Origin of the sequence: Streptococcus mitis SK597 (assembly GCF_000148545.1) — a bacterium.
Lineage (GTDB): Bacteria > Bacillota > Bacilli > Lactobacillales > Streptococcaceae > Streptococcus > Streptococcus mitis_C.
On record NZ_AEDV01000044.1, the window covers coordinates 20,464 to 46,091 of the forward strand.

Here is a 25,628-nt window from a genome sequence, read left to right on the forward strand (position 1 = left end):
GAATGAAAAAGAAATTGACTAGTTTAGCACTTGCAGGCGCTTTTTTAGGCTTGTCATGGTATGGAAATGTTCAAGCTCAAGAAAGTTCAGGAAATAAAATTCACTTTATAAATGTTCATGAAGGTGGAAGTGATGCGATTATTCTTGAAAGCAATGGACATTTTGCCATGGTGGATACAGGAGAAGATTATGATTTCCCAGATGGAAGTGATTCTCGTTATCCATGGAGACAGGGTATCAATACAACTTATAAGCATGTTCTAACAGACCGTGTCTTTCGTCGTTTGAAGGAATTGGGTGTCCAAAAACTTGATTTTATTTTGGTGACCCATACTCACAGTGATCATATTGGAAATGTTGATGAATTACTGTCTAGCTATCCAGTTGACCGAGTCTATCTTAAAAAATATAGTGATAATCGTATTACTAAGCCTAAACGTCTTTGGGATAATCTGTATGGCTATGATAAGGTTTTACAGACTGCTGCAGAAAAAGGTGTTTCAGTGATTCAAAACATCACACAAGGAGATGCTCATTTTCAGTTTGGGGACATGGATATTCAACTCTATAATTATGAAAATGAAACAGATTCATCAGGTGAATTAAAGAAAATTTGGGATGACAATTCCAATTCCTTGATTAGTGTAGTAAAAGTCAATGGCAAGAAAATTTATCTTGGGGGCGACTTAGATAATGTTCATGGAGCAGAAGACAAGTACGGTTCTCTCATTGGAAAAGTTGATTTGATGAAGTTTAATCATCATTTAGATACAAAAAATTCTAATACAAAAAATTTTATAAGAAATTTGTCTCCTGAGATAATTGTTCAAACTTCTTCCTCACCAATTGGTTCGTATGATAGCGGTGAAGAAATAAATAGGGAATATATTAGCTGGCTTGAATCAATGGGAATTCAACATATAAACGCAGCCAGCAAAGACTATGATGCGACAGTTTTTGATATTCGAAAAGACGGTTTTGTCAATATTTCAACATCCTACAAGCCGATTCCAAGTTTTCAAGCTGGTTGGCATAAAAGTGCTTATGGAAACTGGTGGTATCAAGCGCCTGATTCTACAGGAGAGTATGCTGTTGGTTGGAATGAAATTAAGAGTGACTGGTATTACTTTAACCAAACGGGTATCTTGTTACAGGATCAATGGAAAAAATGGAACAATCGTTGGTTCTATTTGACAGACTCTGGTGCCGCTGCAAAAAATTGGAAGAAAATTGATGGAATCTGGTATTATTTCAACAAAGAAAACCAGATGGAAATTGGTTGGATTCAAGATAAAGAACAGTGGTATTATTTGGATGTTGATGGCTCTATGAAGACAGGTTGGCTTCAATATAAGGGGCAATGGTATTACTTTGCTCAATCAGGGGAAATGAAAACGGGCTGGGTAAAAGATAAAGAAACCTGGTACTATATGGATTCTACTGGTATCATGAAGACAGGTGAGATAGAAGTTTCTGGTCATCATTACTATCTAGAAGAATCAGGAGCTATGAAGCAAGGCTGGCTTAAAAAGGCAAATGATTGGTATTTCTACAAGACAGACGGTTCACAAGCTGTGGGTTGGATTAAAGACAAGGATAAATGGTACTTCTTGAAAGAAAATGGTCAATTACTTGTGAACGGTAAGACACCAGAAGGCTATACTGTTGATTCAAGTGGTGTCTGGTTAGTGGATGTTCCGGTAGAGAAATCCGCTACAACTAGAGTTACAAGTAATTCAGAAATAAAAAAATCCAATGAAGTAGTGACAAAGGATTTTGAAAATAAAGAAACGAGTCAACATGAAAGTGTTACAAGTTCTTCAACTAGTCAGGATGTGACTTCTTCAACTTCACAAAGCTCTGAAACGAGTGCAAACAAATCGGAATCAGCACAGTAGTAAAAAAGAAGGTTTTAGGGCCTTCTTTTTCCTATCAACTCTTTTCTATTTCCTGCCATTCATGTTATAATGGATAAATATGAAGAATCGGAGTGAGACTATGAAATACAAACGGATTGTCTTTAAGGTAGGGACTTCTTCTCTGACAAATGAGGATGGAAGTTTATCACGTAGTAAGGTAAAGGCTATTACCCAGCAGTTAGCTATGTTGCACGAGGCTGGTCATGAATTGATTTTGGTGTCGTCGGGTGCCATTGCGGCTGGTTTTGGCGCCTTAGGATTTAAAAAGCGTCCGACTAAGATTGCTGATAAACAGGCTTCAGCAGCGGTAGGGCAAGGCCTTTTGTTGGAAGAATACACGACCAATCTTCTCTTGCGCCAAATCGTTTCTGCACAAATCTTGCTGACCCAGGATGACTTTGTGGATAAGCGCCGTTATAAAAATGCCCATCAGGCTTTGTCGGTTTTACTTAGCCGTGGGGCGATTCCTATCATCAACGAGAATGACAGTGTCGTTATTGATGAACTCAAGGTTGGGGATAATGACACTCTGAGTGCCCAGGTAGCAGCCATGGTTCAAGCAGACCTTTTAGTCCTCTTGACAGACGTAGACGGTCTTTATACTGGAAATCCTAATTCAGATCCAAGAGCCAAACGCTTGGAGCGAATCGAGACCATCAATCGTGAGATTATTGATATGGCCGGTGGAGCAGGTTCGTCTAATGGTACAGGTGGCATGTTAACCAAAATCAAAGCTGCAACTATCGCGACGGAATCAGGAGTTCCTGTTTATATCTGCTCATCCTTGAAGGCAGATGCCATGATTGAAGCAGCTGAGGAAACCGAGGATGGTTCCTACTTTGTTGCTCAAGAGAAGGGACTTCGTACCCAGAAACAATGGCTGGCCTTTTATGCTCAGAGTCAAGGTTCTATTTGGGTTGATAAAGGGGCTGCAGAAGCTCTCTCTCAACATGGCAAGAGTCTCCTTTTATCTGGTGTTGTTGAAGCAGAAGGTGCCTTTTCTTACGGTGATATTGTGACAGTATTTGACAAGGAAAGTAGAAAATCACTTGGAAAAGGGCGCGTGCAATTTGGAGCATCTGCTTTGGAGGATATGTTGCGTTCTCAAAAAGCCAAGGGTGTCTTGATTCACCGTGATGACTGGATTTCCATTACTCCTGAAATCCAACTACTCTTTACAGAATTTTAGAGGTAAACTATGGTAAGTACACAAGAACAATTTGAACAGGTACAGGCTGTTAAAAAATCGATCAACACAGCTAGTGAAGAGGTGAAAAACCAAGCCTTGTTAGCCATGGCTGATCACTTAGTGGTTGCTACAGAGGAAATTTTAGCGGCCAATACCCTCGATATGGAAGCTGCTAAGGGTAAAATCTCAGATGTGATGCTGGATCGTCTTTATTTGGATGCAGGACGTATAGAAGCAATGGCAACTGGTATTCGTGAAGTGGTTGCTTTACCAGATCCAATCGGTGAAGTCCTAGAAACAAGTCAGCTTGAAAATGGTTTGGTTATCACCAAAAAACGTGTGGCCATGGGTGTTATCGGTATTATCTATGAAAGCCGTCCAAATGTGACGTCTGACGCGGCTGCTTTGGCTCTTAAGAGTGGAAATGCGGTTGTTCTTCGTAGTGGTAAGGACGCCTATCAAACAGCCCATGCTATTGTCACAGCCTTGAAGAAGGGCTTGGAGACGACTATTATTCACCCAGATGTGATTCAACTGGTGGAAGATACCAGCCGAGAAAGTAGCTATGCCATGATGAAGGCCAAGGGCTATCTAGACCTTCTTATTCCTCGTGGAGGAGCTGGTTTGATCAATGCAGTGGTTGAGAATGCTATTGTACCTGTTATTGAGACGGGGACAGGGATTGTCCATGTTTATGTCGATAAGGATGCAGACGAAGACAAGGCACTGTCTATCATCAACAATGCTAAAACTAGTCGTCCTTCTGTCTGCAATGCCATGGAGGTTCTGCTGGTTCATGAAGCCAAGGCAACAAGCTTCCTTCCTCGCTTGGAGAAAGTGCTGGTTGCAGATCGAAAAGAAGCTGGGTTGGAACCAATTCAATTCCGCTTGGATGAGAAAGCAAGTCAGTTTGTTTCAGGTCACGCAGCTGAAGCACAAGACTTTGACACCGAGTTTTTAGACTATGTCCTAGCTGTTAAAGTAGTTTCAAGTCTTGAGGAAGCCGTCGAGCATATTGAAGCACACAGTACTCATCATTCGGATGCCATTGTGACGGAAAATGCTGAAGCTGCAGCTTACTTTACAGATCAAGTGGACTCTGCAGCTGTCTATGTCAATGCCTCAACTCGTTTCACAGATGGAGGTCAATTTGGTCTGGGTTGTGAAATGGGAATTTCTACTCAGAAACTTCATGCGCGTGGCCCAATGGGCTTAAAAGAATTAACCAGTTACAAGTATGTAGTCGCTGGTGATGGACAGATAAGGGAGTAAGAGATGAAGATTGGATTTATCGGTTTGGGGAATATGGGAGCTAGTTTGGCCAAGGCTGTTTTGCAGGCCAAGACGGGTGATGATCTTCTCCTTGCCAATCGTAGTCAAGCTAAGGTGGATGCTTTCATTGCCAACTTCGGTGGTCAGGCTTCTAGCAATGACGAAATTTTTGCAGAAGCAGATGTGATTTTTCTAGGAGTTAAGCCTGCTCAGTTTTCTGAACTGCTTTCTCAATACCAGACCATCCTTGAAAAAAGAGAAAGTCTTCTTTTGATTTCCATGGCAGCTGGATTGACTTTAGAAAAACTCGCTAGTCTTATACCAAGTCAACACCGAATTATTCGTATGATGCCAAATACCCCTGCTTCTATTGGTCAAGGAGTGATTAGTTATGCCTTGTCTCCTAATTGCAGGGCTGAGGACAGTGAGCTATTTTGTCAGCTTTTAGCTAATGCTGGTCTCTTGGTTGAACTTGGGGAAAGCTTAATAGATGCAGCGACAGGTCTTGCAGGCTGTGGACCAGCCTTTGTCTATCTCTTTATTGAGGCCTTGGCAGATGCGGGCGTTCAGATGGGATTGCCAAGAGAAACGGCATTGAAAATGGCGGCTCAAACTGTGGTAGGAGCTGGGGAATTGGTCCTAGAAAGCCAAGAGCATCCTGGGGTCTTGAAAGACCAAGTTTGTAGCCCAGGCGGTTCGACTATCGCTGGTGTAGCAAGCCTAGAAGCGCATGCTTTTCGAGGAACGGTCATGGAGGCAGTTGGTCAAGCCTACAAACGAACTAAAAAACTTGGTAAATAAGAGGTGGAGAAATCTACCTCTTTTATACTTCTTTAAAATCAGTGTCCAAAAAGATTTTCACAATATCTATTTTTTTGATAAAATAGAAGTAGTAAAAAAGAAATGAGTTAGACATGTCAAAAGGATTTTTAGTCTCTCTTGAGGGACCAGAGGGAGCAGGAAAGACCAGTGTTTTAGAAGCTTTGTTACCAATTTTAGAGGAAAAAGGAGTAGAGGTGCTGACGACCCGTGAACCAGGAGGTGTCTTGATTGGGGAGAAGATTCGTCAAGTGATTTTGGACCCAAGTCATACCCAGATGGATGCGAAGACAGAGCTCCTTCTCTATATTGCCAGTCGCAGACAGCACTTGGTGGAAAAAGTTCTTCCAGCACTTGAAACTGGTAAGTTGGTCATTATGGACCGCTTCATCGATAGTTCTCTTGCCTATCAGGGATTTGGTCGTGGCTTGGATATTGAGGCCATTGACTGGCTCAATCAGTTTGCGACAGATGGCCTTAAACCCGATTTGACACTCTATTTTGACATCGAGGTGGAAGAAGGACTGGCTCGCATTGTTGCTAATAGCAATCGTGAGGTCAATCGTTTGGACTTGGAAGGGTTGGACTTGCATAAAAAAGTTCGTCAAGGCTACCTTTCTCTTCTGGACAAAGAAGGAAGTCGTATTGTCAAGATTGATGCCAGTCTTCCTTTGGAGCAAGTTGTGGAAACAACCAAGGCTGTCTTGTTTGATAGAATGGGATTAGCTAAATGAAACAAGACCAACTAAAGGCTTGGCAGCCAGATCAGTTTGACCGTTTTGTCCGTATCTTAGAACAAGACCAGCTCAATCACGCCTATCTCTTTTCAGGTTTCTTTGGAAGCTTGGAAATGGCGCAGTTTTTGGCTAAGAGCCTCTTTTGTACGGATAAAGTAGGTGTTTTACCATGTGAGAAATGCCGAAATTGTAAGCTGATTGAACAGGGAGAATTTCCCGATGTCACTTTGATTAAGCCAGTAAATCAGGTCATCAAGACAGAACGCATTCGGGAATTGGTGGGCCAGTTTTCCCAAGCAGGGATTGAAAGTCAGCAACAGGTCTTTATTATCGAGCAAGCTGAGAAAATGCATCCTAATGCAGCCAATTCTCTGCTCAAGGTCATCGAAGAACCCCAGAGTGAGGTTTATATTTTCTTCTTGACCAGCGATGAGGAAAAGATTTTACCGACAATCCGCAGTCGAACCCAGATTTTCCACTTTAAAAAGCAAGAAGAACAACTCATCTTGCTCTTAGAACAAATGGGACTGGTTAAGAAAAAAGCGACTCTCCTAGCTCAGTTTAGTCAATCGCGAGCTGAAGCGGAAAAGTTGGCTAATCAGGCAAGTTTTTGGACCTTGGTCGATGAAAGTGAACGCCTGCTGACTTGGTTAGTGGCTAAGAAAAAAGAAAGTTATTTGCAGGTTGCTAAATTAGCGAACTTGGCAGATGATAAGGAAAAACAAGATCAGGTTTTACGGATTCTTGAAGTTCTCTGTGGACAAGATCTCCTACAAGCAAGAGTACGAACGATTTTACAGGATTTGCTAGAAGCTAGAAAAATGTGGCAGGCTAATGTCAGCTTTCAAAATGCCATGGAATATCTGATTTTGAAAGAAATATAAACTCAAAAATGAACGATAATGAAAGGAAAGGGCTGTTTTATGGACAAAAAAGAATTATTTGACGCGCTGGATGATTTTTCCCAACAGTTATTGGTAACCTTGGCCGATGTGGAAGCCATCAAGAAAAATCTCAAGAGCTTGGTAGAAGAAAATACAGCTCTTCGCTTGGAAAATAGTAAGTTGCGCGAACGCTTGGGTGAGGTGGAAGCAGATGCTCCCGTCAAGGCCAAGCATGTTCGTGAAAGTGTCCGTCGCATTTACCGTGATGGATTTCACGTATGTAATGATTTTTATGGACAACGTCGAGAGCAGGACGAGGAATGTATGTTCTGTGATGAGTTGTTATACAGGGAGTAGGCATGCAGATTCAAAAAAGTTTTAAGGGGCAGTCTCCCTACGGCAAGCTGTACCTAGTGGCAACGCCGATTGGCAATTTAGATGATATGACCTTTCGAGCTATTCAGACCTTGAAAGAAGTGGACTGGATTGCTGCTGAGGACACGCGCAATACAGGTCTTTTGCTCAAGCATTTTGACATTCAGACAAAGCAGATCAGTTTTCATGAGCACAATGCCAAGGAAAAAATTCCTGATTTGATTGGTTTCTTGAAAGCAGGGCAAAGTATTGCTCAGGTCTCTGATGCCGGTTTGCCTAGCATTTCAGACCCTGGTCATGATTTAGTTAAGGCAGCTATTGAGGAAGAAATTGCAGTTGTGACAGTTCCAGGTGCCTCTGCAGGAATTTCTGCCTTGATTGCCAGTGGTTTAGCGCCACAGCCACATATCTTTTACGGCTTTTTACCGAGAAAATCAGGCCAGCAAAAACAATTTTTCGACTCGAAAAAAGACTATCCTGAAACACAAATTTTCTATGAATCCCCTCATCGTGTAGCAGATACGTTGGAAAATATGCTAGAAGTCTACGGTGACCGCTCGGTCGTCTTGGTTAGGGAATTGACTAAAATCTATGAAGAATACCAAAGAGGTACCATTTCTGAATTGATGGAAAGCATCGCTGAAACGCCACTCAAGGGCGAATGCCTTCTCATTGTTGAAGGTGCCAGCCAAGATGTGGAGGAGAAGGACGAGGAGGATTTGTTTTCAGAAATCCAAGCCCGTATCCAGCAAGGCATGAAGAAAAATCAAGCTATCAAGGAAGTCGCTAAGATTTACCAGTGGAATAAGAGCCAGCTCTACGCTGCCTACCACGACTGGGAAGAAAAACAAGAAAATGACTAAACAGGGAAGTTTGCCTTCTTCCCTTTTTTTGTTATACTAGTAGAAGAAAAAAATAGAAAGATTTGTGGGAGTGAAAAAGTCCGGGGGACTTTTTCAGCCTGAGCCAGGAAATTCGAAAGCGAAGTAAGTCCTGTGGACTTTTTCAGCCTGAGCCAAGAAACTCGAAAGCGAAGTAAATCCGATTGGCTTTTTCAATGTGAAACTTGTCTTTATACTCCCAAAGAGGTATTAGTGTCGTGTCTCAATCTTATATCAATGTTATCGGTGCTGGTTTGGCAGGTTCTGAAGCAGCCTACCAAATTGCAGAACGTGGTATTCCAGTTAAACTTTATGAAATGCGTGGTGTCAAGTCAACACCTCAACACAAAACAGACAATTTTGCAGAGTTAGTTTGTTCCAATTCTCTTCGTGGGGATGCTTTGACAAATGCTGTCGGGCTTCTCAAGGAAGAAATGCGTCGCTTGGGTTCAGTTATCTTGGAATCTGCTGAAGCAACCCGTGTTCCTGCAGGTGGTGCGCTTGCGGTGGACCGTGATGGTTTCTCCCAAATGGTGACCGAAAAAGTGGCCAACCATCCCTTGATTGAAGTGGTTCGTGATGAAATTACAGAATTGCCGACGGATGTTATTACGGTTGTCGCTACTGGTCCTTTGACTAGTGATACCCTAGCTGAAAAGATTCATGCCCTTAATGATGGCGATGGTTTCTATTTCTACGATGCGGCAGCGCCTATTATCGATGTCAATACTATCGATATGAGCAAGGTTTATCTCAAATCTCGTTATGATAAGGGAGAAGCCGCTTATCTCAACGCTCCTATGACCAAGCAGGAGTTTATGGATTTCCATGAAGCCTTGGTCAATGCAGAAGAAGCACCGCTCAATTCCTTTGAAAAAGAAAAGTACTTTGAAGGCTGTATGCCTATCGAAGTTATGGCCAAACGTGGCATTAAAACTATGCTTTATGGTCCTATGAAACCAGTCGGTTTGGAGTATCCAGACGACTATACAGGACCTCGTGATGGAGAATTTAAAGCACCTTATGCGGTTGTGCAACTTCGTCAGGATAATGCAGCTGGTAGCCTCTACAATATTGTTGGTTTCCAGACCCACCTCAAATGGGGAGAACAAAAGCGTGTCTTCCAAATGATTCCAGGTCTTGAAAATGCTGAGTTTGTTCGCTATGGTGTTATGCACCGCAATTCTTATATGGATTCACCAAATCTTCTTGAACAGACTTACCGTTCTAAGAAACAACCAAATCTCTTCTTTGCTGGTCAGATGACGGGTGTAGAAGGCTATGTTGAGTCCGCAGCGTCAGGCGTAGTTGCGGGAATTAACGCAGCTCGTCTTTTCAAGGGAGAAAGCGAGGCTATTTTCCCAGAGACGACGGCTATCGGAAGCTTAGCTCATTACATCACCCATGCGGACAGCAAACATTTCCAACCAATGAATGTCAACTTCGGGATTATCAAGGAGTTGGAAGGCGAGCGTATCCGTGATAAGAAGGCTCGTTATGAAAAAATTGCAGAGCGTGCCCTTAACGATTTAGAGGAATTTTTAACAGTCTAATTTTTTTGAAAGAATTGCTCATGATACTATAAAAATCTTAGAAATTGTGATAAAATAGGTAGGATAAAAAAAGGAGAGTGAAAATGGCGAATCCCAAGTATAAACGTATTTTAATCAAGTTATCAGGTGAAGCCCTTGCCGGTGAACGTGGCGTAGGGATTGATATCCAAACAGTTCAAACAATCGCAAAAGAGATTCAAGAAGTTCATAGCTTAGGTATCGAAATTGCCCTTGTTATCGGTGGAGGAAATCTCTGGCGTGGAGAACCTGCTGCAGAAGCAGGAATGGACCGCGTTCAGGCAGATTACACAGGAATGCTTGGGACTGTTATGAATGCTCTTGTGATGGCAGATTCATTGCAACAAGTTGGTGTCGATACGCGTGTGCAAACTGCCATTGCTATGCAACAAGTGGCAGAGCCTTATGTCCGTGGACGTGCCCTTCGTCATCTTGAAAAAGGCCGTATCGTTATCTTTGGTGCTGGAATTGGTTCACCTTACTTCTCAACAGATACAACAGCGGCCCTTCGTGCAGCTGAAATCGAAGCGGATGCTATCCTTATGGCTAAAAATGGCGTAGATGGTGTTTACAATGCCGATCCCAAGAAGGACAAGACAGCTGTTAAATTTGAAGAATTGACCCACCGTGATGTTATCAATAAAGGTCTTCGTATCATGGACTCAACAGCTTCAACCCTCTCAATGGACAACGACATTGACTTGGTTGTCTTTAACATGAACCAACCAGGCAACATCAAACGTGTCGTATTTGGTGAAAATATCGGAACAACAGTTTCAAATAATATCGAAGAAAAGGAATAAGAAAGATTATGGCTAACGCAATTATTGAAAAAGCTAAAGAGAGAATGACCCAGTCTCACCAATCACTTGCTCGTGAATTTGGTGGTATCCGTGCAGGTCGTGCCAATGCAAGCTTGCTTGACCGTGTACATGTAGAATACTACGGAGTAGAAACTCCTCTTAACCAAATCGCTTCAATTACCATTCCAGAAGCGCGTGTTTTGTTGGTGACACCATTTGACAAGTCTTCATTGAAAGACATCGAACGTGCCTTGAACGCTTCTGATCTTGGTATCACACCAGCTAACGATGGTTCTGTGATTCGTTTGGTTATCCCTGCTCTTACAGAAGAAACTCGTCGTGACCTTGCTAAAGAAGTGAAGAAGGTTGGCGAAAATGCTAAAGTGGCTGTCCGCAATATCCGTCGCGATGCTATGGACGAAGCTAAGAAACAAGAGAAAGCAAAAGAAATCACTGAAGACGAATTGAAGACTCTTGAAAAAGACATTCAAAAAGTAACAGACGATGCTGTTAAACACATCGATGACATGACTGCCAATAAAGAAAAAGAACTTTTGGAAGTCTAAAATAAACAGAAAAACTCAGTTGGCATTGCTGGCTGAGTTTTATTCGAAAGAAGGAAATATGAATACAAATCTTGCAAGTTTTATCGTTGGACTCATCATCGATGAAAATGACCGTTTTTACTTTGTGCAAAAGGATGGCCAAACCTATGCGCTTGCCAAGGAAGAAGGTCAGCATACAGTGGGTGATACGGTTAAAGGTTTCGCCTACGCGGATATGAAGCAAAAACTCCGCTTGACGACTCTAGAAGTGACTGCTACTCAGGACCAATTTGGTTGGGGCCGTGTCACAGAAGTTCGTAAGGACTTGGGTGTTTTTGTGGATACAGGACTTCCTGACAAGGAAATTGTAGTGTCACTCGATATTCTCCCTGAGCTCAAGGAACTTTGGCCTAAGAAGGGCGACCAACTCTACATCCGTCTTGAAGTGGACAAGAAAGACCGTATCTGGGGACTCTTGGCTTATCAAGAAGACTTTCAACGTCTGGCTCGTCCTGCCTACAATAACATGCAGAACCAAAACTGGCCAGCCATTGTATACCGCCTCAAGTTGTCAGGAACTTTTGTTTACCTGCCAGAAAATAACATGCTTGGCTTTATCCATCCTAGCGAGCGCTATGCAGAGCCACGTTTGGGTCAAGTTTTAGATGCGCGTGTCATTGGTTTCCGTGAAGTGGACCGCACCTTGAACCTCTCCCTCAAACCACGTTCCTTTGAGATGTTGGAAAATGATGCTCAGATGATTTTGACCTACTTGGAAAGCAATGGTGGTTTCATGACCTTAAATGATAAGTCATCTCCAGACGACATCAAGGCAACCTTTGGCATTTCTAAAGGTCAGTTCAAGAAAGCTTTAGGTGGTCTTATGAAGGCTGGTAAAATCAAGCAAGACCAGTTTGGGACAGAGTTGATCTAGGGTGACTTATGAGAAAATCATTTTACACTTGGCTCATGACCGAGCGCAATCCTAAAAGTAACAGTCCCAAAGCTATCTTGGCAGACCTAGCTTTTGAAGAGTCATCTTTCCCAAAACACACAGATGATTTTGATGAGGTGAGTCGCTTTTTGGAAGAACATGCCAGTTTTTCTTTCAACCTAGGAGACTTTGACGCTATCTGGCAAGAATACTTAGAACACTAGACTTTATTCATTAGGTTTGGGCTAGTAATTTATCCATCCCTTTGCTATAATAAAAAGAAATAAAAGGATTAGAGAGGTTCTTTATTTGAAGGAACATTCAATTGACATTCAACTGAGTCATCCAGATGACCTGTTTCATCTTTTTGGTTCCAATGAACGCCATCTTCGTTTGATGGAAGAAGAGCTTGATGTGGTGATTCATGCTCGTACGGAGATTGTGCAGGTTTTGGGAGAAGAGACTGCCTGTGAGGAAGCCCGTCAGGTTATTCAGGCTTTGATGGTCTTGGTAAATCGTGGGATGACCGTTGGTACGCCAGATGTGGTGACTGCAATTAGCATGGTCAAAAACGATGAAATTGATAAGTTTGTCGCCCTTTACGAAGAAGAAATCATCAAAGATAATACAGGGAAGCCTATCCGTGTCAAAACACTGGGTCAAAAACTTTATGTGGATAGTGTTAAACATCATGATGTAACCTTTGGAATCGGACCCGCAGGGACAGGGAAGACCTTTCTTGCAGTGACCTTGGCAGTGACTGCCCTTAAACGTGGGCAAGTCAAACGGATTATCTTAACACGTCCAGCGGTGGAAGCAGGAGAGAGTCTAGGTTTTCTTCCGGGTGATCTTAAGGAGAAAGTGGATCCTTACCTTCGACCTGTTTATGATGCCTTGTATCAGATTCTGGGAAAAGACCAGACGACTCGTCTCATGGAGCGTGAAATTATCGAAATCGCCCCCCTTGCCTATATGCGTGGACGAACCTTGGATGATGCCTTTGTCATTCTCGATGAGGCGCAAAATACGACTATCATGCAGATGAAGATGTTTTTGACTCGTTTAGGTTTTAATTCTAAGATGATTGTCAATGGAGATATCAGTCAGATTGACTTGCCACATAACATCAAATCCGGTTTGATTGATGCCCAAGAAAAGCTCAAGAACATTCACCAGATTGACTTTGTTCATTTTTCAGCCAAGGATGTGGTTCGCCATCCAGTTGTCGCTCAGATTATCCGAGCTTATGAACCAGCTCCAGTTAAAAAAGAAGAGAGTGAAGAATTAGAGTCTCAATCTCTGTCTGAAGGATAGCTCTTTTGTACTTAAAGTTATCTCAATGCTAAGTCTATAGTAGATTGAAGTTAGAATAGTACGTCGTGACTGCTAAAATATTTCTATAAATTAATTTGACTTTCCTGATTTATTTGTTTATATCTTATCTCAATATACTATAAGTTTGCTTTTTAAATGTTTCATTCAATATCCTTGTATTAGATTAGAAAGGTTTCAAGTGGAAGAAATATATGGAATCAATCTTTTTAAAACTAGTTCAGTATCCAATAGTCGAGACTGAGCGTTTATTGCTTAGACCTGTAACCTTGGATGATGCGGAAGCTATGTTTGAGTATGCCTCGGATAAGGATAATACACGTTACACTTTTCTAACCAATCAAAATGTAGAAGAAACTAAAAATAATATTGCTCAGTTCTACTTGGCCAATCCCTTGGGACGTTGGGGGATCGAATTAAAAGATAACGGCAAATTTATTGGAACCATTGACTTGCACAAGATTGATCCTGTTCTTAAGAAGGCAGCTATTGGCTACATTATCAATAAAAAGTATTGGAATCAAGGATTAACGACAGAAGCCAACCGTGCTGTGATTGAGCTGGCTTTTGAGAAGATTGGAATGAATAAGTTGACTGCCCTTCACGATAAGGACAATCCTGCATCAGGAAAGGTTATGGAGAAATCAGGAATGCGTTTTTCCCACGAAGAAGCTTATGCTTGTATGGACCAGCATGAAGAAGGCCGAATCGTGACCAGAGTTCATTATGTCTTGACCAAGGAAGACTATTTTGCAAATAAATAAGCAGTTGAGAAGAAATTTTCAACTGTTTTTTCTTCCTCTTACGAATAATCTAAGAGAGGAGAAAATATGGAAGCAATTATCGAGAAAATCAAAGAGTATAAAATCATTGTCATCTGTACTGGTCTGGGCTTGTTTGTAGGAGGATTTTTTCTGCTAAAGCCAGCTCCACCAACACCTGTCAAGGAAACGAACTTACAGGCAGAAGTTGCAGCTGTTTCCAAGGATTCATCGACCGAAAAGGAAGTGAAGGAAGTGAAGGAAGAACCGGTTGAACAAGATATGATTACAGTAGATGTAAAAGGTGCTGTTAAATCACCAGGGATTTATGATTTGCCGGTAGGTAGTCGGGTCAATGATGCCGTTCAGAAGGCTGGTGGCTTGACAGAGCAAGCAGACAGTAAGTCGCTCAATCTAGCACAGAAAGTTAGTGATGAGGCTCTGGTTTACGTTCCATCTAAGGGAGAAGAAGTAGCTAGTCAACAGGCAGGTTCTGGAGTGGCTTCTTCAACAAGTAAAGAAAAGAAGGTCAATCTCAACAAGGCCAGTCTGGAAGAACTCAAGCAGGTCAAGGGACTGGGAGGAAAACGAGCTCAGGATATTATCGACCATCGTGAAACAAATGGGAAATTCAAGTCGGTCGATGAACTCAAGAAGGTCTCTGGCATTGGTGCTAAAACGATAGAAAAGTTAAAAGACTATGTTACAGTGGATTAAGAATTTCTCTATTCCCCCAATTTACCTGAGTTTTCTATTACTCTGGCTTTACTATGCTATTTTCTCAGCATCCTATCTTGCTTTGTTGGGCTTTGTTTTTCTGCTAGTTTGTCTCCTTATTCAGTTTCCTTGGAAACCTGCTGGAAAAGTTCTAGTTATTTGCGGAATCTTTGCCTTCTGGTTTCTGTTTCAAAATTGGCAACAGAGTCAAGCTAGTCAAAACCTAGCGGATTCTGTTGAAAGGGTACGGATTTTACCTGACACTATTAAAGTTAATGGTGATAGTCTATCCTTTCGTGGCAAGGCTGATGGACGCATTTTTCAAGTCTATTATAAACTCCAGTCCGAAGAGGAGAAAGAAGCCTTTCAAACCTTAACAGACCTTCATGAGATAGAACTAGAAGGAAAACTTTCGGAGCCAGACGGGCAGAGAAATTTTGGTGGTTTTGACTACAAAGCTTATTTGAAGACTCAAGGGATTTACCAGACACTGACTATCAAGAGTATCAAGTCACTTCAAAAGGTTGGCAGTTGGAATGTAGGTGAAAACCTGTCCAGTTTACGTCGAAAGGCTGTAGTTTGGATTAAGACGCATTTTCCAGATCCTATGCGCAATTACATGACGGGGCTTCTATTAGGACATCTGGACACAGATTTTGAGGAGATGAATGAGCTTTATTCCAGTCTAGGAATTATCCACCTCTTTGCCTTGTCTGGCATGCAGGTAGGATTTTTCATGGATGGCTTTAAGAAACTTCTCTTGCGATTGGGCTTGACCCAAGAAAAGTTGAAATGGCTGACCTATCCCTTTTCTCTTATCTATGCAGGGCTGACAGGATTTTCAGCATCAGTTATTCGCAGTCTTTTGCAAAAGTTACTGGCTCAACATGGTGTTAAGGGCTTGGACAATTTTGCCCTGACGGTGCTTATACTCTTTATCATCATGCCCAACTTTTTCCTGACCGCAGGAGGAGTTTTGTCATGTGCTTATGCTTTTATCTTGACTATGACCAGCAAAGAAGGGGAGGGACTTAAGGCTATTGCCAGAGAAAGTCTGGTTATTTCTTTGGGAATATTACCCATTCTATCCTTCTATTTTGCGGAATTTCAACCTTGGTCCATCCTATTGACCTTTGTCTTTTCCTTTCTATTTGACATGGTCTTCTTACCGCTCTTGTCTATCTTATTTGCCATTTCCTTTCTCTATCCAGTCATTCAGCTGAATTTTATCTTTGAATGGTTGGAGGACATTATTCGCTTGGTATCGCAGGTGGCAAGCAGGCCGCTGGTCTTTGGACAGCCCAATTCATGGCTGTTGATGCTACTATTAATTTCCTTGGCTTTGGTCTATGATTTGAGGAAAAACATTAAAAGGCTAGCAGTGTTGAGCTTATTGATTACAGGGCTCTTTTGCTTGACCAAGCATCCATTGGAAAATGAAATTACCATGCTGGATGTTGGGCAAGGGGAAAGTATTTTCCTACGGGATGTAACTGGTAAGACCATTCTCATAGATGTAGGTGGCAAGGTAGAATCTGGTAAGAAAATCGAAAAATGGCAAGAAAGGACGACGACCAGCAATGCACAGAGAAGCTTGATACCCTATCTTAAAAGTCGAGGAGCGGTCAAGATTGACCAGCTAATTTTGACCAATACAGATAAGGAGCATGTTGGAGATTTGTTGGAGGTGACCAAGGCTTTTCATGTAGGGGAGATTTTAGTATCAAAAGGAAGTCTGAAACAGAAGCAATTTGTAGCAGAACTACAGGCGACTCAAACCAAGGTTCGTAGTGTGTCAGTGGGAGAGAACCTTCCAATTTTTGGAAGTCAGTTAGAAGTCCTATCTCCAAGGAAAATGGGAGATGGAAATCATGAAGATTCTCTGGTTCTGTATGGGAAACTCTTGGATAAGTATTTTCTTTTCACAGGAAATTTGGAGGAGAAAGGAGAGAAGGACTTGTTGAAGCAGTATCCTGACCTAGAGGTGGATGTTTTGAAAGCTAGCCAACATGGCTCTAAAAAATCATCAAGTTCAGCCTTTCTAGAACAACTCAAACCAGAGTTTACTCTCATCTCAGTTGGAAAGAACAATCGAACCAAACTCCCCCATCAGGAAACTTTGACACGACTGGAAGGTATCAATAGCAAAGTATATCGAACTGACCAGCAAGGAGCTATACGCTTTAAAGGGTGGAATAGTTGGAAAATCGAAACGGTTGGTTAATTTTTCCTTCTAAAGGTGAATTTCAAGTTCAAGTTAGCCATCAAGAAGTCTTCTCTGGGTGACTTGTAGTTCAAGCATTTTTTAGGATAGTTATTAATCCAATTTTCGATGAATGCGACTTCTTTGGGAGTCGTTTTCTTAGTTCCCTTAGGTAACCATCTACGAATGAGCCTGTTGTGATTCTCATTAGTTCCCCTTTCCCAAGAGGCATAGGGGTGTGCATAATAGATATGTTCCTTAGAAAACACATCAGACAATCGGTTGAATTCCGTTCCATTATCTGCCGTAATGGATAGAATCTTGTGTTGTTTTAAGATGAGTTTTAGAGCCTGATTGACCGCCTCAGCGCTTTTATTTGGAATCAATCGGATAATCTGATGCCTACTCCTTCGATCAGTTAAGACTAGTAAACAATAGTTTTTCGCTCTTGTAAGTAGAACCGTATCAATCTCATAATGCCCATTTCCCAATCGCAGATTGATAACTTCAGGACGCTGTTCGATAGACTGACCAGCGGGTTTAAAATTGGTGCTAGCCTGTTTCTTAGTAGTTTTTCCTTTTCTAGGATACAGGAGGTTCTGTTTGGTTAACCCCAATTTTCCATGATGAATCCAGTAGTAGATGGTAGAAATGCCCACGTTAACCTCCTTAGCCTTGACCATCATTTCATGAGAAAACTTTTGATTATGATAGCGGAGAATCTTTTCCTTTAGTTCTTTGGTTAAGCTTGATTTCTTGACCGAGTGCTTGCGATTGCTTTCATAAGCTTGTTGAGCATAGTCGGCAGAATAAACCTTTTTGAAGCGCCCTTTTCCAACACATTGTAGAATTGTCCCGCGCTTGATTTCAGTGTGGATAGTTTGAGGAGCTTTTCCAAGTAGAGAAGGAATTTTTCTATTTGATTTCCCTTCTTTTGATTAAGCGACGGCTATCGATTGTCAAATGTTTGCCTTTTGTAGTATAATTGTCTTGCATCTCTGTGCCTTTCTTGTGTTTGTGGTTGAACAACAAGTATAACACAGAGGTGTTTTCTTATGCCTAAATTAGCTTTCATTTGGTAAGAGGAACCCTTGAAGCTGTTTTGTCAGCTAAACCAAGGCTAGTCTTAGCCTTGGCTCGCCAGCCTAACAGCATCAAGCCTCTTATCAAATGAAATCGAAGACTAGCTATCAGCTAGTTGAACCATCTAATTTTTAGGAGGGCTGGGTGGCTAACTTCATTATAGAACACTATTTTTTCCTTCTAAACCAACTTTTCTTCTATATATAGGAGCTAAGTCTTGACAGTTATGACAAAATGGTTTACACTTTATAAAGTTTATTACTTTGAAAAGGTGTGATACTGTGGCTACGGCAACAAAAAAGAAAAAATCAACAGTTAAAAAAAATCTAGTAATCGTGGAGTCGCCTGCTAAGGCCAAGACGATTGAAAAATATTTAGGCAGAAACTACAAGGTTTTAGCCAGTGTCGGGCATATCCGTGATTTGAAGAAATCCAGTATGTCCGTCGATATTGAAAATAATTATGAACCGCAATATATCAATATCCGAGGAAAAGGCCCTCTCATCAATGACTTGAAAAAAGAAGCTAAAAAAGCTAATAAAGTCTTTCTGGCGAGTGACCCGGACCGTGAAGGAGAAGCGATTTCTTGGCATTTGGCCCATATTCTCAACTTGGATGAAAATGATGCCAACCGTGTGGTCTTCAATGAAATCACCAAGGATGCGGTCAAAAATGCTTTTAAAGAACCTCGTAAAATTGATATGGATTTGGTCGATGCCCAACAGGCTCGTCGTGTCCTAGACCGCTTGGTAGGATATTCGATTTCGCCTATTTTGTGGAAGAAGGTCAAGAAGGGCTTGTCAGCAGGTCGCGTTCAGTCTATTGCGCTTAAGTTAATCATTGACCGTGAGAATGAAATTAATGCCTTCCAACCAGAAGAATATTGGACAATTGATGGTGTCTTTAAAAAGGGAACCAAGCAATTTCAGGCTTCCTTCTATGGAGTAGATGGTAAAAAGCTAAAACTGACTAGTAATGATGAGGTCAAGGAAGTCTTATCTCGTCTGACTAGTAAAGATTTTTCAGTAGATCAGGTGGATAAGAAAGAGCGCAAACGTAATGCTCCATTACCCTATACTACTTCATCTATGCAGATGGATGCTGCCAATAAAATTAATTTCCGTACTCGAAAGACCATGATGGTTGCCCAACAGCTTTATGAAGGGATTAATATTGGTTCTGGTGTGCAAGGTTTAATTACCTATATGCGTACTGATTCGACTCGTATCAGTCCAGTAGCGCAGAACGAAGCAGCAAGTTTCATTACGGACCGTTTTGGTAGCAAGTATTCTAAGCATGGTAGCAAGGTCAAAAATGCTTCAGGAGCTCAGGATGCCCACGAGGCTATTCGTCCTTCTAGTGTCTTTAATACACCGGAAAGCATCGCTAAGTATCTGGACAAGGATCAGCTCAAGCTTTATACTCTTATCTGGAATCGTTTTGTAGCGAGTCAGATGACAGCAGCTGTCTTTGATACCATGGCTGTTAAATTGTCTCAAAATGGGGTTCAATTTGCTGCCAATGGTAGTCAGGTTAAGTTTGATGGTTATCTTGCCATTTATAATGATTCTGATAAGAATAAGATGTTACCAGATATGGCTGTTGGAGATGTAGTCAAGCAAGTTAATAGCAAACCAGAGCAACATTTCACTCAACCGCCTGCTCGTTATTCCGAAGCGACACTGATCAAGACCTTGGAGGAAAATGGGGTTGGACGTCCGTCAACCTACGCACCAACCATTGAAACTATTCAGAAACGTTATTATGTTCGCCTTGCAGCCAAACGTTTTGAACCAACAGAGTTGGGAGAAATTGTTAACAAGCTCATCGTTGAATATTTCCCAGATATCGTAAACGTAACCTTTACAGCTGAAATGGAAGGCAAACTAGATGATGTCGAAGTCGGAAAAGAGCAGTGGCAACGTGTTATTGATGCCTTTTACAAACCTTTCTCTAAAGAGGTCGCCAAGGCTGAAGAAGAAATGGAAAAAATCCAAATCAAGGATGAACCAGCTGGATTTGACTGTGAAGTGTGTGGCAGTCCAATGGTCATTAAACTTGGTCGTTTTGGTAAGTTCTACGCTTGTAGCAATTTCCCAGATTGCCGTCATACCCAAGCAATCGTGAAAGAGATTGGTGTTGAGTGTCCAAGTTGTCATCAGGGACAAATCATTGAACGCAAAACCAAACGTAATCGCCTCTTCTATGGTTGCAATCGCTATCCAGAATGTGAATTTACCTCTTGGGATAAGCCTGTTGGTCGTGACTGTCCAAAATGTGGCAACTTCCTCATGGAGAAAAAAGTCCGTGGTGGTGGCAAGCAGGTTGTTTGTAGCAAGGGTGACTACGAAGAAGAAAAGATTAAATAAGAGGAGAGTCCTGAAAGTGAATTTCAGGCTCTTTTTGGTTAGAACTTGACAAAATTCATCATTTTATGCGAAACTAGAAGAAGATTATTTTATACTCAATGAAAATCAAAGAGCAAACTAGAAACTAACCGCAGGTTGCTCAAAGCACTGCTTTGAGGTTACAGATAAGACTGACGAAATCAGGAACCATACCTACGTCAAGGCGACGTTGATGCGGTTTGAAGAGATTTTCGAAGAGTATTAACTAGGAGAAGTTATGCGTATTATTTATCTAATTATTGGTTTTTTATCACTGGCCTTGGCTATTGTTGGGGTTGTTTTACCCTTGTTGCCTACAACACCTTTTCTTTTACTGTCTATTGCTTGTTTCTCTAGAAGTTCCAAGCGCTTCGAAGATTGGCTTTATCATACCAAACTCTATCAAGCATATGTGGCTGATTTTCGCGAGACTAAGTCTATTGCGCGTGAACGTAAGAAAAAAATCATCGTTTCTATCTACATCTTGATGGGAATTTCCATTTATTTTGCCCCTCTTTTACCGGTCAAAATCGGTCTAGGAGCCTTGACCATCTTTATTACCTATTATCTCTTCAAGGTCATTCCAGACAAAGAATAGTTAAAATAGTAGTTATTTGCCTTGATAAAATTGAAAGCATATTCACAACAATATGATATAATAAATTTAAAGTAATCTTCAAGGAGAATCAAATGATTTACGAATTTTGTGCTGAAAATGTGACCTTGCTTGAAAAAGCGATGCAGGCTGGAGCTCGTCGAATCGAACTTTGTGACAATCTAGCAGTTGGTGGGACAACTCCCAGCTATGGAGTGACCAAGGCAGCGGTTGAACTGGCGGCTAACTATGAAACGACTATCATGACCATGATTCGTCCCCGTGGTGGCGATTTTGTCTATAATGAACTAGAAATTGCTATCATGCTAGAAGATATTCGTTTGACTGCTCAGGCTGGAAGTCAAGGAGTTGTATTTGGGGCTTTAACTGCTGAGAAGAAGTTGGATAAGGCTAATCTTGAGAAGTTAACTGCTGCATCAAAAGGGATGGAAATTGTCTTCCACATGGCCTTTGATGAATTGAGTGATGAAGACCAGTTGGAGGCTATTGACTGGCTCAGCCAAGCCGGTGTCACTCGTATCTTAACTCGTGCTGGTGAGTCTGGCGATTCACTAGAGAAACGTTTTGCTCATTATCACAGAATTTTGGAGCATGCTAAAGGTAAGATTGAAATTCTACCAGGTGGGGGGATTGACCTTGACAACCGTCAAACCTTTATCGACCAGCTAGGTGTGACACAATTGCATGGTACCAAGGTTGTCTTTTAAAAAATAGAAAGGAACTGCTAGCTTTTGGTAGCAGTTTTCACTTATGTTTGAAATTTTTAAATCCTATCAGTTTAATCAAGAAAAGGCTCATGCTTTTGGTTTTGTAGAAAATAGTGGAGTCTGGACCTACAGTTGTAAGATTTTGGAGGGTGATTTTGTCATGACTGTGTCTATCACTGCTGATAATGTGAACTTTCAAGTCTTTGATCAGGAAACGGGTGATCTCTATCCTCAAGTCCATATGGAAAGTATGAGGGGAAGTTTTGTAGGAAGTGTCCGTGAGGCTTGTTTGGAGATTCTTTACCAGATTCGGAAGGCTTGTTTTGAGGTACAGGATTTTATCTGCCCTCAGACTAAGCGAATCATGACTCAAGTTCAGGAAAAGTATGGTAATCAGTTGGAGTATTTGTGGGAGAAATCGCCTGATACGGCAGTGTTAAGACATGAAGGCAATAAAAAATGGTATGCTGTTTTGATGAGAATACCTTGGGATAGGCTAGATAAGGGCAGAGAAGGATTAGTGGAAGCAGTCAATCTCAAACATGACCAAGTAGCTTACTTACTTTCACAAAAGGGCATTTATCCAGCTTTTCATATGAACAAACGCTACTGGATTAGTGTGGCGCTTGATGATACTTTATCAGATGAAGAAGTACTGGAATTGATAGAAAGAAGTTGGAATTTAACTTCTAAAAAATGAAACATTTCAAGGATTTTCAATAATTTTCAATTAGCTAAATATTCTATACTGAAGAAATTTTCAGAAAATATTTGATTTTTTCTTGACAAGTGCTTTTGCCTATGCTAAAATACTAAACAAGATATCAAACGAAGGAGAAAGTCAAACATGAGAACAGCTAAGTTTAATCAATTTGCTTTGTTGTTGAGGTACTCGGGCTAGTGCAAAAAGCATTAGTCCTGTTTGGCTTACCAAGCGGGAGTGAATCAACATCTCGCTTGGACTTCTAAGCGAGATGTTTTTTTAAAAACCACATTTGGAAAAGGGGAAATCTTATGCGTAAAATTGAATTTTTTGATACAAGTCTTCGTGATGGGGAACAAACACCTGGTGTTAACTTTTCAATAAAGGAAAAAGTTTCCATTGCAAGACAGCTGGAGAAATGGGGAATTTCTGTAATTGAAGCTGGTTTTCCGGCTGCTAGTCCAGATTCATTTACGGCAGTGCAGGAGATTGCTAAGGTCTTGAAGAAAACTGCAGTGACAGGTTTGGCTCGCTCTGTCAAGTCTGATATCGATGCATGTTATGAGGCCCTCAAGGACGCCAAGTATCCACAAGTTCATGTCTTTATTGCTACCAGTCCCATTCATCGTAAGTATAAACTTAATAAGAGCAAGGAAGAGATTTTGGAAGCTATTAAGGAACATGTTTCTTATGCTCGCTCTAAGTTTGAAGTAGTCGAATTCTCTCCTGAGGATGCGACTAGAACAGAGTTGGATTTCCTCTTACAAGTCGTTCAAACAGCGGTTGATGCAGGGGCGTCTTATATCAATATCCCTGACACAGTTGGCTTTACGACTCCAGAAGAGTTTGCCCGTATCTTTGATCACTTGACTGAAAATGTTAAATCAGATCATAAAGTTGTCTTTGGTGTCCACTGTCACGATGATCTCGGTATGGCAACTGCAAATACTTTGACAGCAATTAAACACGGTGCTGGACGTGTCCAGGGAACTATTAATGGTATCGGTGAACGCGCAGGTAATGTTGCTCTTGAGGAAGTAGCTGTTGCTTTGAAGATTCGTGAGGATTTCTTCCAAGTAACTAGTGATATTGTTTTGAATGAAACAATCAATACGTCAGAAATGGTTTCTCGCTTCTCTGGTATTCCAGTTCCTAAAAACAAGGCTGTAGTTGGTGGTAATGCCTTTTCTCACGAATCTGGTATTCACCAAGATGGAGTTCTTAAAAATCCTCTTACTTATGAGATTATCACCCCTGAATTGGTTGGTGTTAAGAGTAATAGTCTTCCGCTTGGAAAATTGTCTGGTCGCCATGCCTTTGTCGAGAAACTAAGAGAATTAGCCTTAGATTTTACAGAAGAGGACATCAAACCACTCTTCGCTAAGTTCAAGGCTCTGGCAGATAAGAAACAAGAAATCACAGATGCAGATATTCGTGCGCTGGTCGCTGGAACTATGGTTGAAAACCCAGAAGGCTTCCACTTTGATGATTTACAACTGCAAACTCATGCAGATAATGACATTGAAGCACTTGTTAGCCTAGCCAATATGGATGGTGAGAAAGTCGAGTTTAATGCGACAGGGCAAGGTTCCGTTGAAGCGATTTTTAACGCTATCGATAAGTTCTTTAACCAATCCGTCCGCTTGGTGTCTTACACTATTGACGCGGTGACAGATGGAATTGATGCCCAAGCTCGGGTCTTGGTCACTGTTGAAAACAGAGATACAGAAACTATCTTTAACGCAGCAGGGCTTGATTTCGATGTACTGAAAGCATCTGCTATTGCCTACATCAATGCTAATACCTTTGTTCAAAAAGAGAATGCTGGTGAGATGGGACGTAGCGTTTCCTATCGCGATATGCCTAGTGTGTAAAGGAGAAGGCTATGACAAAGAAAATAGTAGCTCTAGCAGGGGACGGAATTGGCCCAGAAATCATGGAGGCTGGTTTAGAGGTTCTGGAGGCTCTAGCTGAAAAAACAGGTTTTGACTATGAAATAGACAGACGCCCTTTTGGAGGTGCAGGTATTGATGCTGCAGGTCATCCCTTACCTAGTGAAACTCTCAAGGCATGTAGAGAAGCAGATGCCATTCTCCTAGCGGCTATCGGTAGTCCTCAGTATGATGACGCAGCGGTTCGGCCTGAACAAGGCTTGCTAGCTCTCCGTAAGGAACTCAATCTTTACGCTAATATTCGCCCTGTAAAAATCTTTGACAGTCTCAAGCATTTGTCACCACTTAAACCAGAACGAATTGCTGGTGTAGACTTTGTTGTGGTGCGTGAGTTGACAGGTGGGATTTACTTTGGGGATCATATCCTTGAAGAGCGCAAAGCGCGTGATATCAACGACTATAGCTATGAGGAAGTGGAGCGGATTATTCGCAAAGCCTTTGAAATCGCAAGAAATCGCAGAAAAATCGTTACTAGTATCGATAAGCAAAATGTTCTAGCGACCTCAAAACTCTGGCGGAAAGTAGCTGAGGAAGTCGCGCAGGATTTCCCAGATGTAACCTTGGAGCACCAGCTAGTCGACTCAGCTGCCATGCTTATGATTACCAATCCTGCCAAGTTTGATGTCATCGTGACGGAGAATCTTTTTGGAGATATTCTCTCGGATGAATCAAGCGTTCTATCTGGCACACTTGGGGTTATGCCATCAGCCAGTCATTCTGAAAATGGACCAAGTCTATATGAGCCCATTCACGGTTCAGCTCCTGATATTGCAGGTCAAGGAATTGCTAATCCTATCTCCATGATTTTATCAGTGGCCATGATGTTGAGAGATAGTTTTGGTCGTTATGAGGATGCAGAGCGTATTGAGCGTGCTGTTGAAGCTAGTTTAGCGGCTGGCATTTTAACAAGAGATATAGGTGGACAGGCTTCGACTAAGGAAATGACAGAAGCTATTATTGCAAGGTTATGAAATTAGACGAAAAAATTACTCTAGTCCTTTTGATTTGGAATGTCATGGTTTTCTTGACTTATGGTATTGACAAATCTAAGGCAAGGAGAAGAGCTTGGCGCATCCCAGAGAAAATCTTACTCATTTTAGCCTTTGCTTGTGGTGGTTTTGGTGCCTGGCTAGCAGGAATCATTTTTCACCACAAGACTCGAAAATGGCACTTTAAAACAGTTTGGTTTCTTGGGATGGTGACTACACTAGTAGCTTTATATGTTATTTGGAGGTAAT

24 protein-coding genes and 1 pseudogene are annotated in these 25,628 nt (G+C 41.5%); 24 read left to right on the forward strand and 1 reads right to left on the reverse strand.

Translation table 11 applies throughout. From position 1 onward, the window contains the following. The first annotated feature begins 2 nt into the window (after positions 1–2). The 17 genes from SMSK597_RS07845 (at position 3) to SMSK597_RS07925 (ending at position 16,963) form a co-directional block, all read left to right on the forward strand. Positions 3–1,898, forward strand: coding sequence for an MBL fold metallo-hydrolase (locus SMSK597_RS07845; protein WP_000728243.1), 1,896 nt, complete (start codon positions 3–5; stop codon positions 1,896–1,898). 100 nt (positions 1,899–1,998) lie between these two features. Further along, entirely contained in the window at positions 1,999–3,108 is a 1,110-nt protein-coding gene (gene proB / locus SMSK597_RS07850) for a glutamate 5-kinase (RefSeq protein ID WP_000875719.1), read from the forward strand. 9 nt (positions 3,109–3,117) lie between these two features. Next, positions 3,118–4,380 carry a glutamate-5-semialdehyde dehydrogenase gene (locus SMSK597_RS07855; RefSeq protein ID WP_000255281.1) on the forward strand — a complete coding sequence of 421 codons (1,263 nt, stop codon included), beginning with the start codon at positions 3,118–3,120 and terminating at the stop codon, positions 4,378–4,380. A gap of 3 nt (positions 4,381–4,383) precedes the next feature. Then, positions 4,384–5,181 (forward strand): pyrroline-5-carboxylate reductase, encoded by a 798-nt coding sequence (gene proC, locus SMSK597_RS07860; protein WP_000689680.1) that lies wholly within the window; start codon positions 4,384–4,386, stop codon positions 5,179–5,181. 113 nt (positions 5,182–5,294) lie between these two features. Continuing rightward, the gene (gene tmk, locus SMSK597_RS07865) at positions 5,295–5,933 is read left to right on the forward strand and encodes a dTMP kinase (RefSeq protein ID WP_000033374.1); all 639 of its coding nucleotides are present in this window, start codon (positions 5,295–5,297) and stop codon (positions 5,931–5,933) included. Further along, positions 5,930–6,820: a DNA polymerase III subunit delta' gene (locus tag SMSK597_RS07870; protein ID WP_000806726.1), complete on the forward strand. Its 891-nt coding sequence runs from the start codon at positions 5,930–5,932 to the stop codon at positions 6,818–6,820. The genes tmk and SMSK597_RS07870 overlap by 4 nt, the downstream gene beginning before the upstream one ends. Positions 6,821–6,859: 39 nt before the next feature. Beyond that, entirely contained in the window at positions 6,860–7,177 is a 318-nt protein-coding gene (gene yabA / locus SMSK597_RS07875) for a DNA replication initiation control protein YabA (protein ID WP_000358228.1), read from the forward strand. A 2-nt stretch (positions 7,178–7,179) separates the two neighbouring features. Next, on the forward strand, positions 7,180–8,058 hold the full coding sequence (rsmI, locus tag SMSK597_RS07880; protein ID WP_001166862.1) for a 16S rRNA (cytidine(1402)-2'-O)-methyltransferase: 879 nt from the start codon (positions 7,180–7,182) through the stop codon (positions 8,056–8,058). 236 nt (positions 8,059–8,294) lie between these two features. Continuing rightward, positions 8,295–9,629, forward strand: coding sequence for a methylenetetrahydrofolate--tRNA-(uracil(54)-C(5))-methyltransferase (FADH(2)-oxidizing) TrmFO (gene trmFO, locus SMSK597_RS07885; RefSeq protein WP_000083718.1), 1,335 nt, complete (start codon positions 8,295–8,297; stop codon positions 9,627–9,629). Between the two features lie 83 nt (positions 9,630–9,712). Next, positions 9,713–10,450 carry a UMP kinase gene (gene pyrH, locus SMSK597_RS07890; protein ID WP_000002996.1) on the forward strand — a complete coding sequence of 246 codons (738 nt, stop codon included), beginning with the start codon at positions 9,713–9,715 and terminating at the stop codon, positions 10,448–10,450. Between the two features lie 8 nt (positions 10,451–10,458). Continuing rightward, positions 10,459–11,016, forward strand: a complete 558-nt coding sequence (gene frr / locus SMSK597_RS07895; protein WP_001262225.1) for a ribosome recycling factor — start codon at positions 10,459–10,461, stop codon at positions 11,014–11,016. A gap of 58 nt (positions 11,017–11,074) precedes the next feature. Next, positions 11,075–11,929, forward strand: a complete 855-nt coding sequence (gene cvfB / locus SMSK597_RS07900) for an RNA-binding virulence regulatory protein CvfB (protein WP_001095431.1) — start codon at positions 11,075–11,077, stop codon at positions 11,927–11,929. Between the two features lie 8 nt (positions 11,930–11,937). Further along, a complete protein-coding gene (locus SMSK597_RS07905) occupies positions 11,938–12,153 on the forward strand; it encodes a YozE family protein (RefSeq protein WP_001232089.1) in 216 nt (71 codons plus the stop codon). An 85-nt stretch (positions 12,154–12,238) separates the two neighbouring features. Next, positions 12,239–13,243: a PhoH family protein gene (locus SMSK597_RS07910; protein WP_000658195.1), complete on the forward strand. Its 1,005-nt coding sequence runs from the start codon at positions 12,239–12,241 to the stop codon at positions 13,241–13,243. A 212-nt stretch (positions 13,244–13,455) separates the two neighbouring features. Beyond that, positions 13,456–14,025 carry a GNAT family N-acetyltransferase gene (locus tag SMSK597_RS07915; protein WP_000443737.1) on the forward strand — a complete coding sequence of 190 codons (570 nt, stop codon included), beginning with the start codon at positions 13,456–13,458 and terminating at the stop codon, positions 14,023–14,025. Between the two features lie 66 nt (positions 14,026–14,091). Then, the gene (locus SMSK597_RS07920; RefSeq protein ID WP_000387321.1) at positions 14,092–14,739 is read left to right on the forward strand and encodes a helix-hairpin-helix domain-containing protein; all 648 of its coding nucleotides are present in this window, start codon (positions 14,092–14,094) and stop codon (positions 14,737–14,739) included. Further along, a complete protein-coding gene (locus tag SMSK597_RS07925; protein WP_000942424.1) occupies positions 14,723–16,963 on the forward strand; it encodes a DNA internalization-related competence protein ComEC/Rec2 in 2,241 nt (746 codons plus the stop codon). Before SMSK597_RS07920 ends, SMSK597_RS07925 begins: the two co-directional genes overlap by 17 nt. Here SMSK597_RS07925 and SMSK597_RS12840 read toward each other — a convergent pair. Next, positions 16,960–17,938 (reverse strand): annotated as a pseudogene (locus SMSK597_RS12840) (IS30 family transposase). The gene SMSK597_RS07925 and the pseudogene SMSK597_RS12840 overlap by 4 nt on opposite strands. A 368-nt stretch (positions 17,939–18,306) precedes the next feature. Between SMSK597_RS12840 and topA the strand changes: the two are divergent. The 7 genes from topA to SMSK597_RS07970 all read left to right on the forward strand — a co-directional run bounded on the left by topA (position 18,307) and on the right by SMSK597_RS07970 (position 25,627). After that, complete coding sequence (gene topA / locus SMSK597_RS07940) at positions 18,307–20,394, forward strand: type I DNA topoisomerase (RefSeq protein WP_000179659.1); 2,088 nt, start codon at positions 18,307–18,309, stop codon at positions 20,392–20,394. A 256-nt stretch (positions 20,395–20,650) separates the two neighbouring features. Further along, entirely contained in the window at positions 20,651–21,010 is a 360-nt protein-coding gene (locus SMSK597_RS07945; protein WP_001220352.1) for a YbaN family protein, read from the forward strand. Between the two features lie 92 nt (positions 21,011–21,102). Further along, positions 21,103–21,735, forward strand: coding sequence for a copper homeostasis protein CutC (locus SMSK597_RS07950; protein ID WP_000638811.1), 633 nt, complete (start codon positions 21,103–21,105; stop codon positions 21,733–21,735). A gap of 43 nt (positions 21,736–21,778) precedes the next feature. After that, on the forward strand, positions 21,779–22,435 hold the full coding sequence (locus SMSK597_RS07955) for an MmcQ/YjbR family DNA-binding protein (RefSeq protein ID WP_000461573.1): 657 nt from the start codon (positions 21,779–21,781) through the stop codon (positions 22,433–22,435). A 314-nt stretch (positions 22,436–22,749) separates the two neighbouring features. Then, entirely contained in the window at positions 22,750–24,312 is a 1,563-nt protein-coding gene (locus tag SMSK597_RS07960) for a 2-isopropylmalate synthase (protein ID WP_001225784.1), read from the forward strand. An 11-nt stretch (positions 24,313–24,323) separates the two neighbouring features. After that, a complete protein-coding gene (leuB, locus tag SMSK597_RS07965; protein ID WP_000162522.1) occupies positions 24,324–25,361 on the forward strand; it encodes a 3-isopropylmalate dehydrogenase in 1,038 nt (345 codons plus the stop codon). Next, positions 25,358–25,627, forward strand: a complete 270-nt coding sequence (locus SMSK597_RS07970; RefSeq protein ID WP_000762447.1) for a DUF1294 domain-containing protein — start codon at positions 25,358–25,360, stop codon at positions 25,625–25,627. Before leuB ends, SMSK597_RS07970 begins: the two co-directional genes overlap by 4 nt. Position 25,628 lies beyond the last annotated feature (1 nt).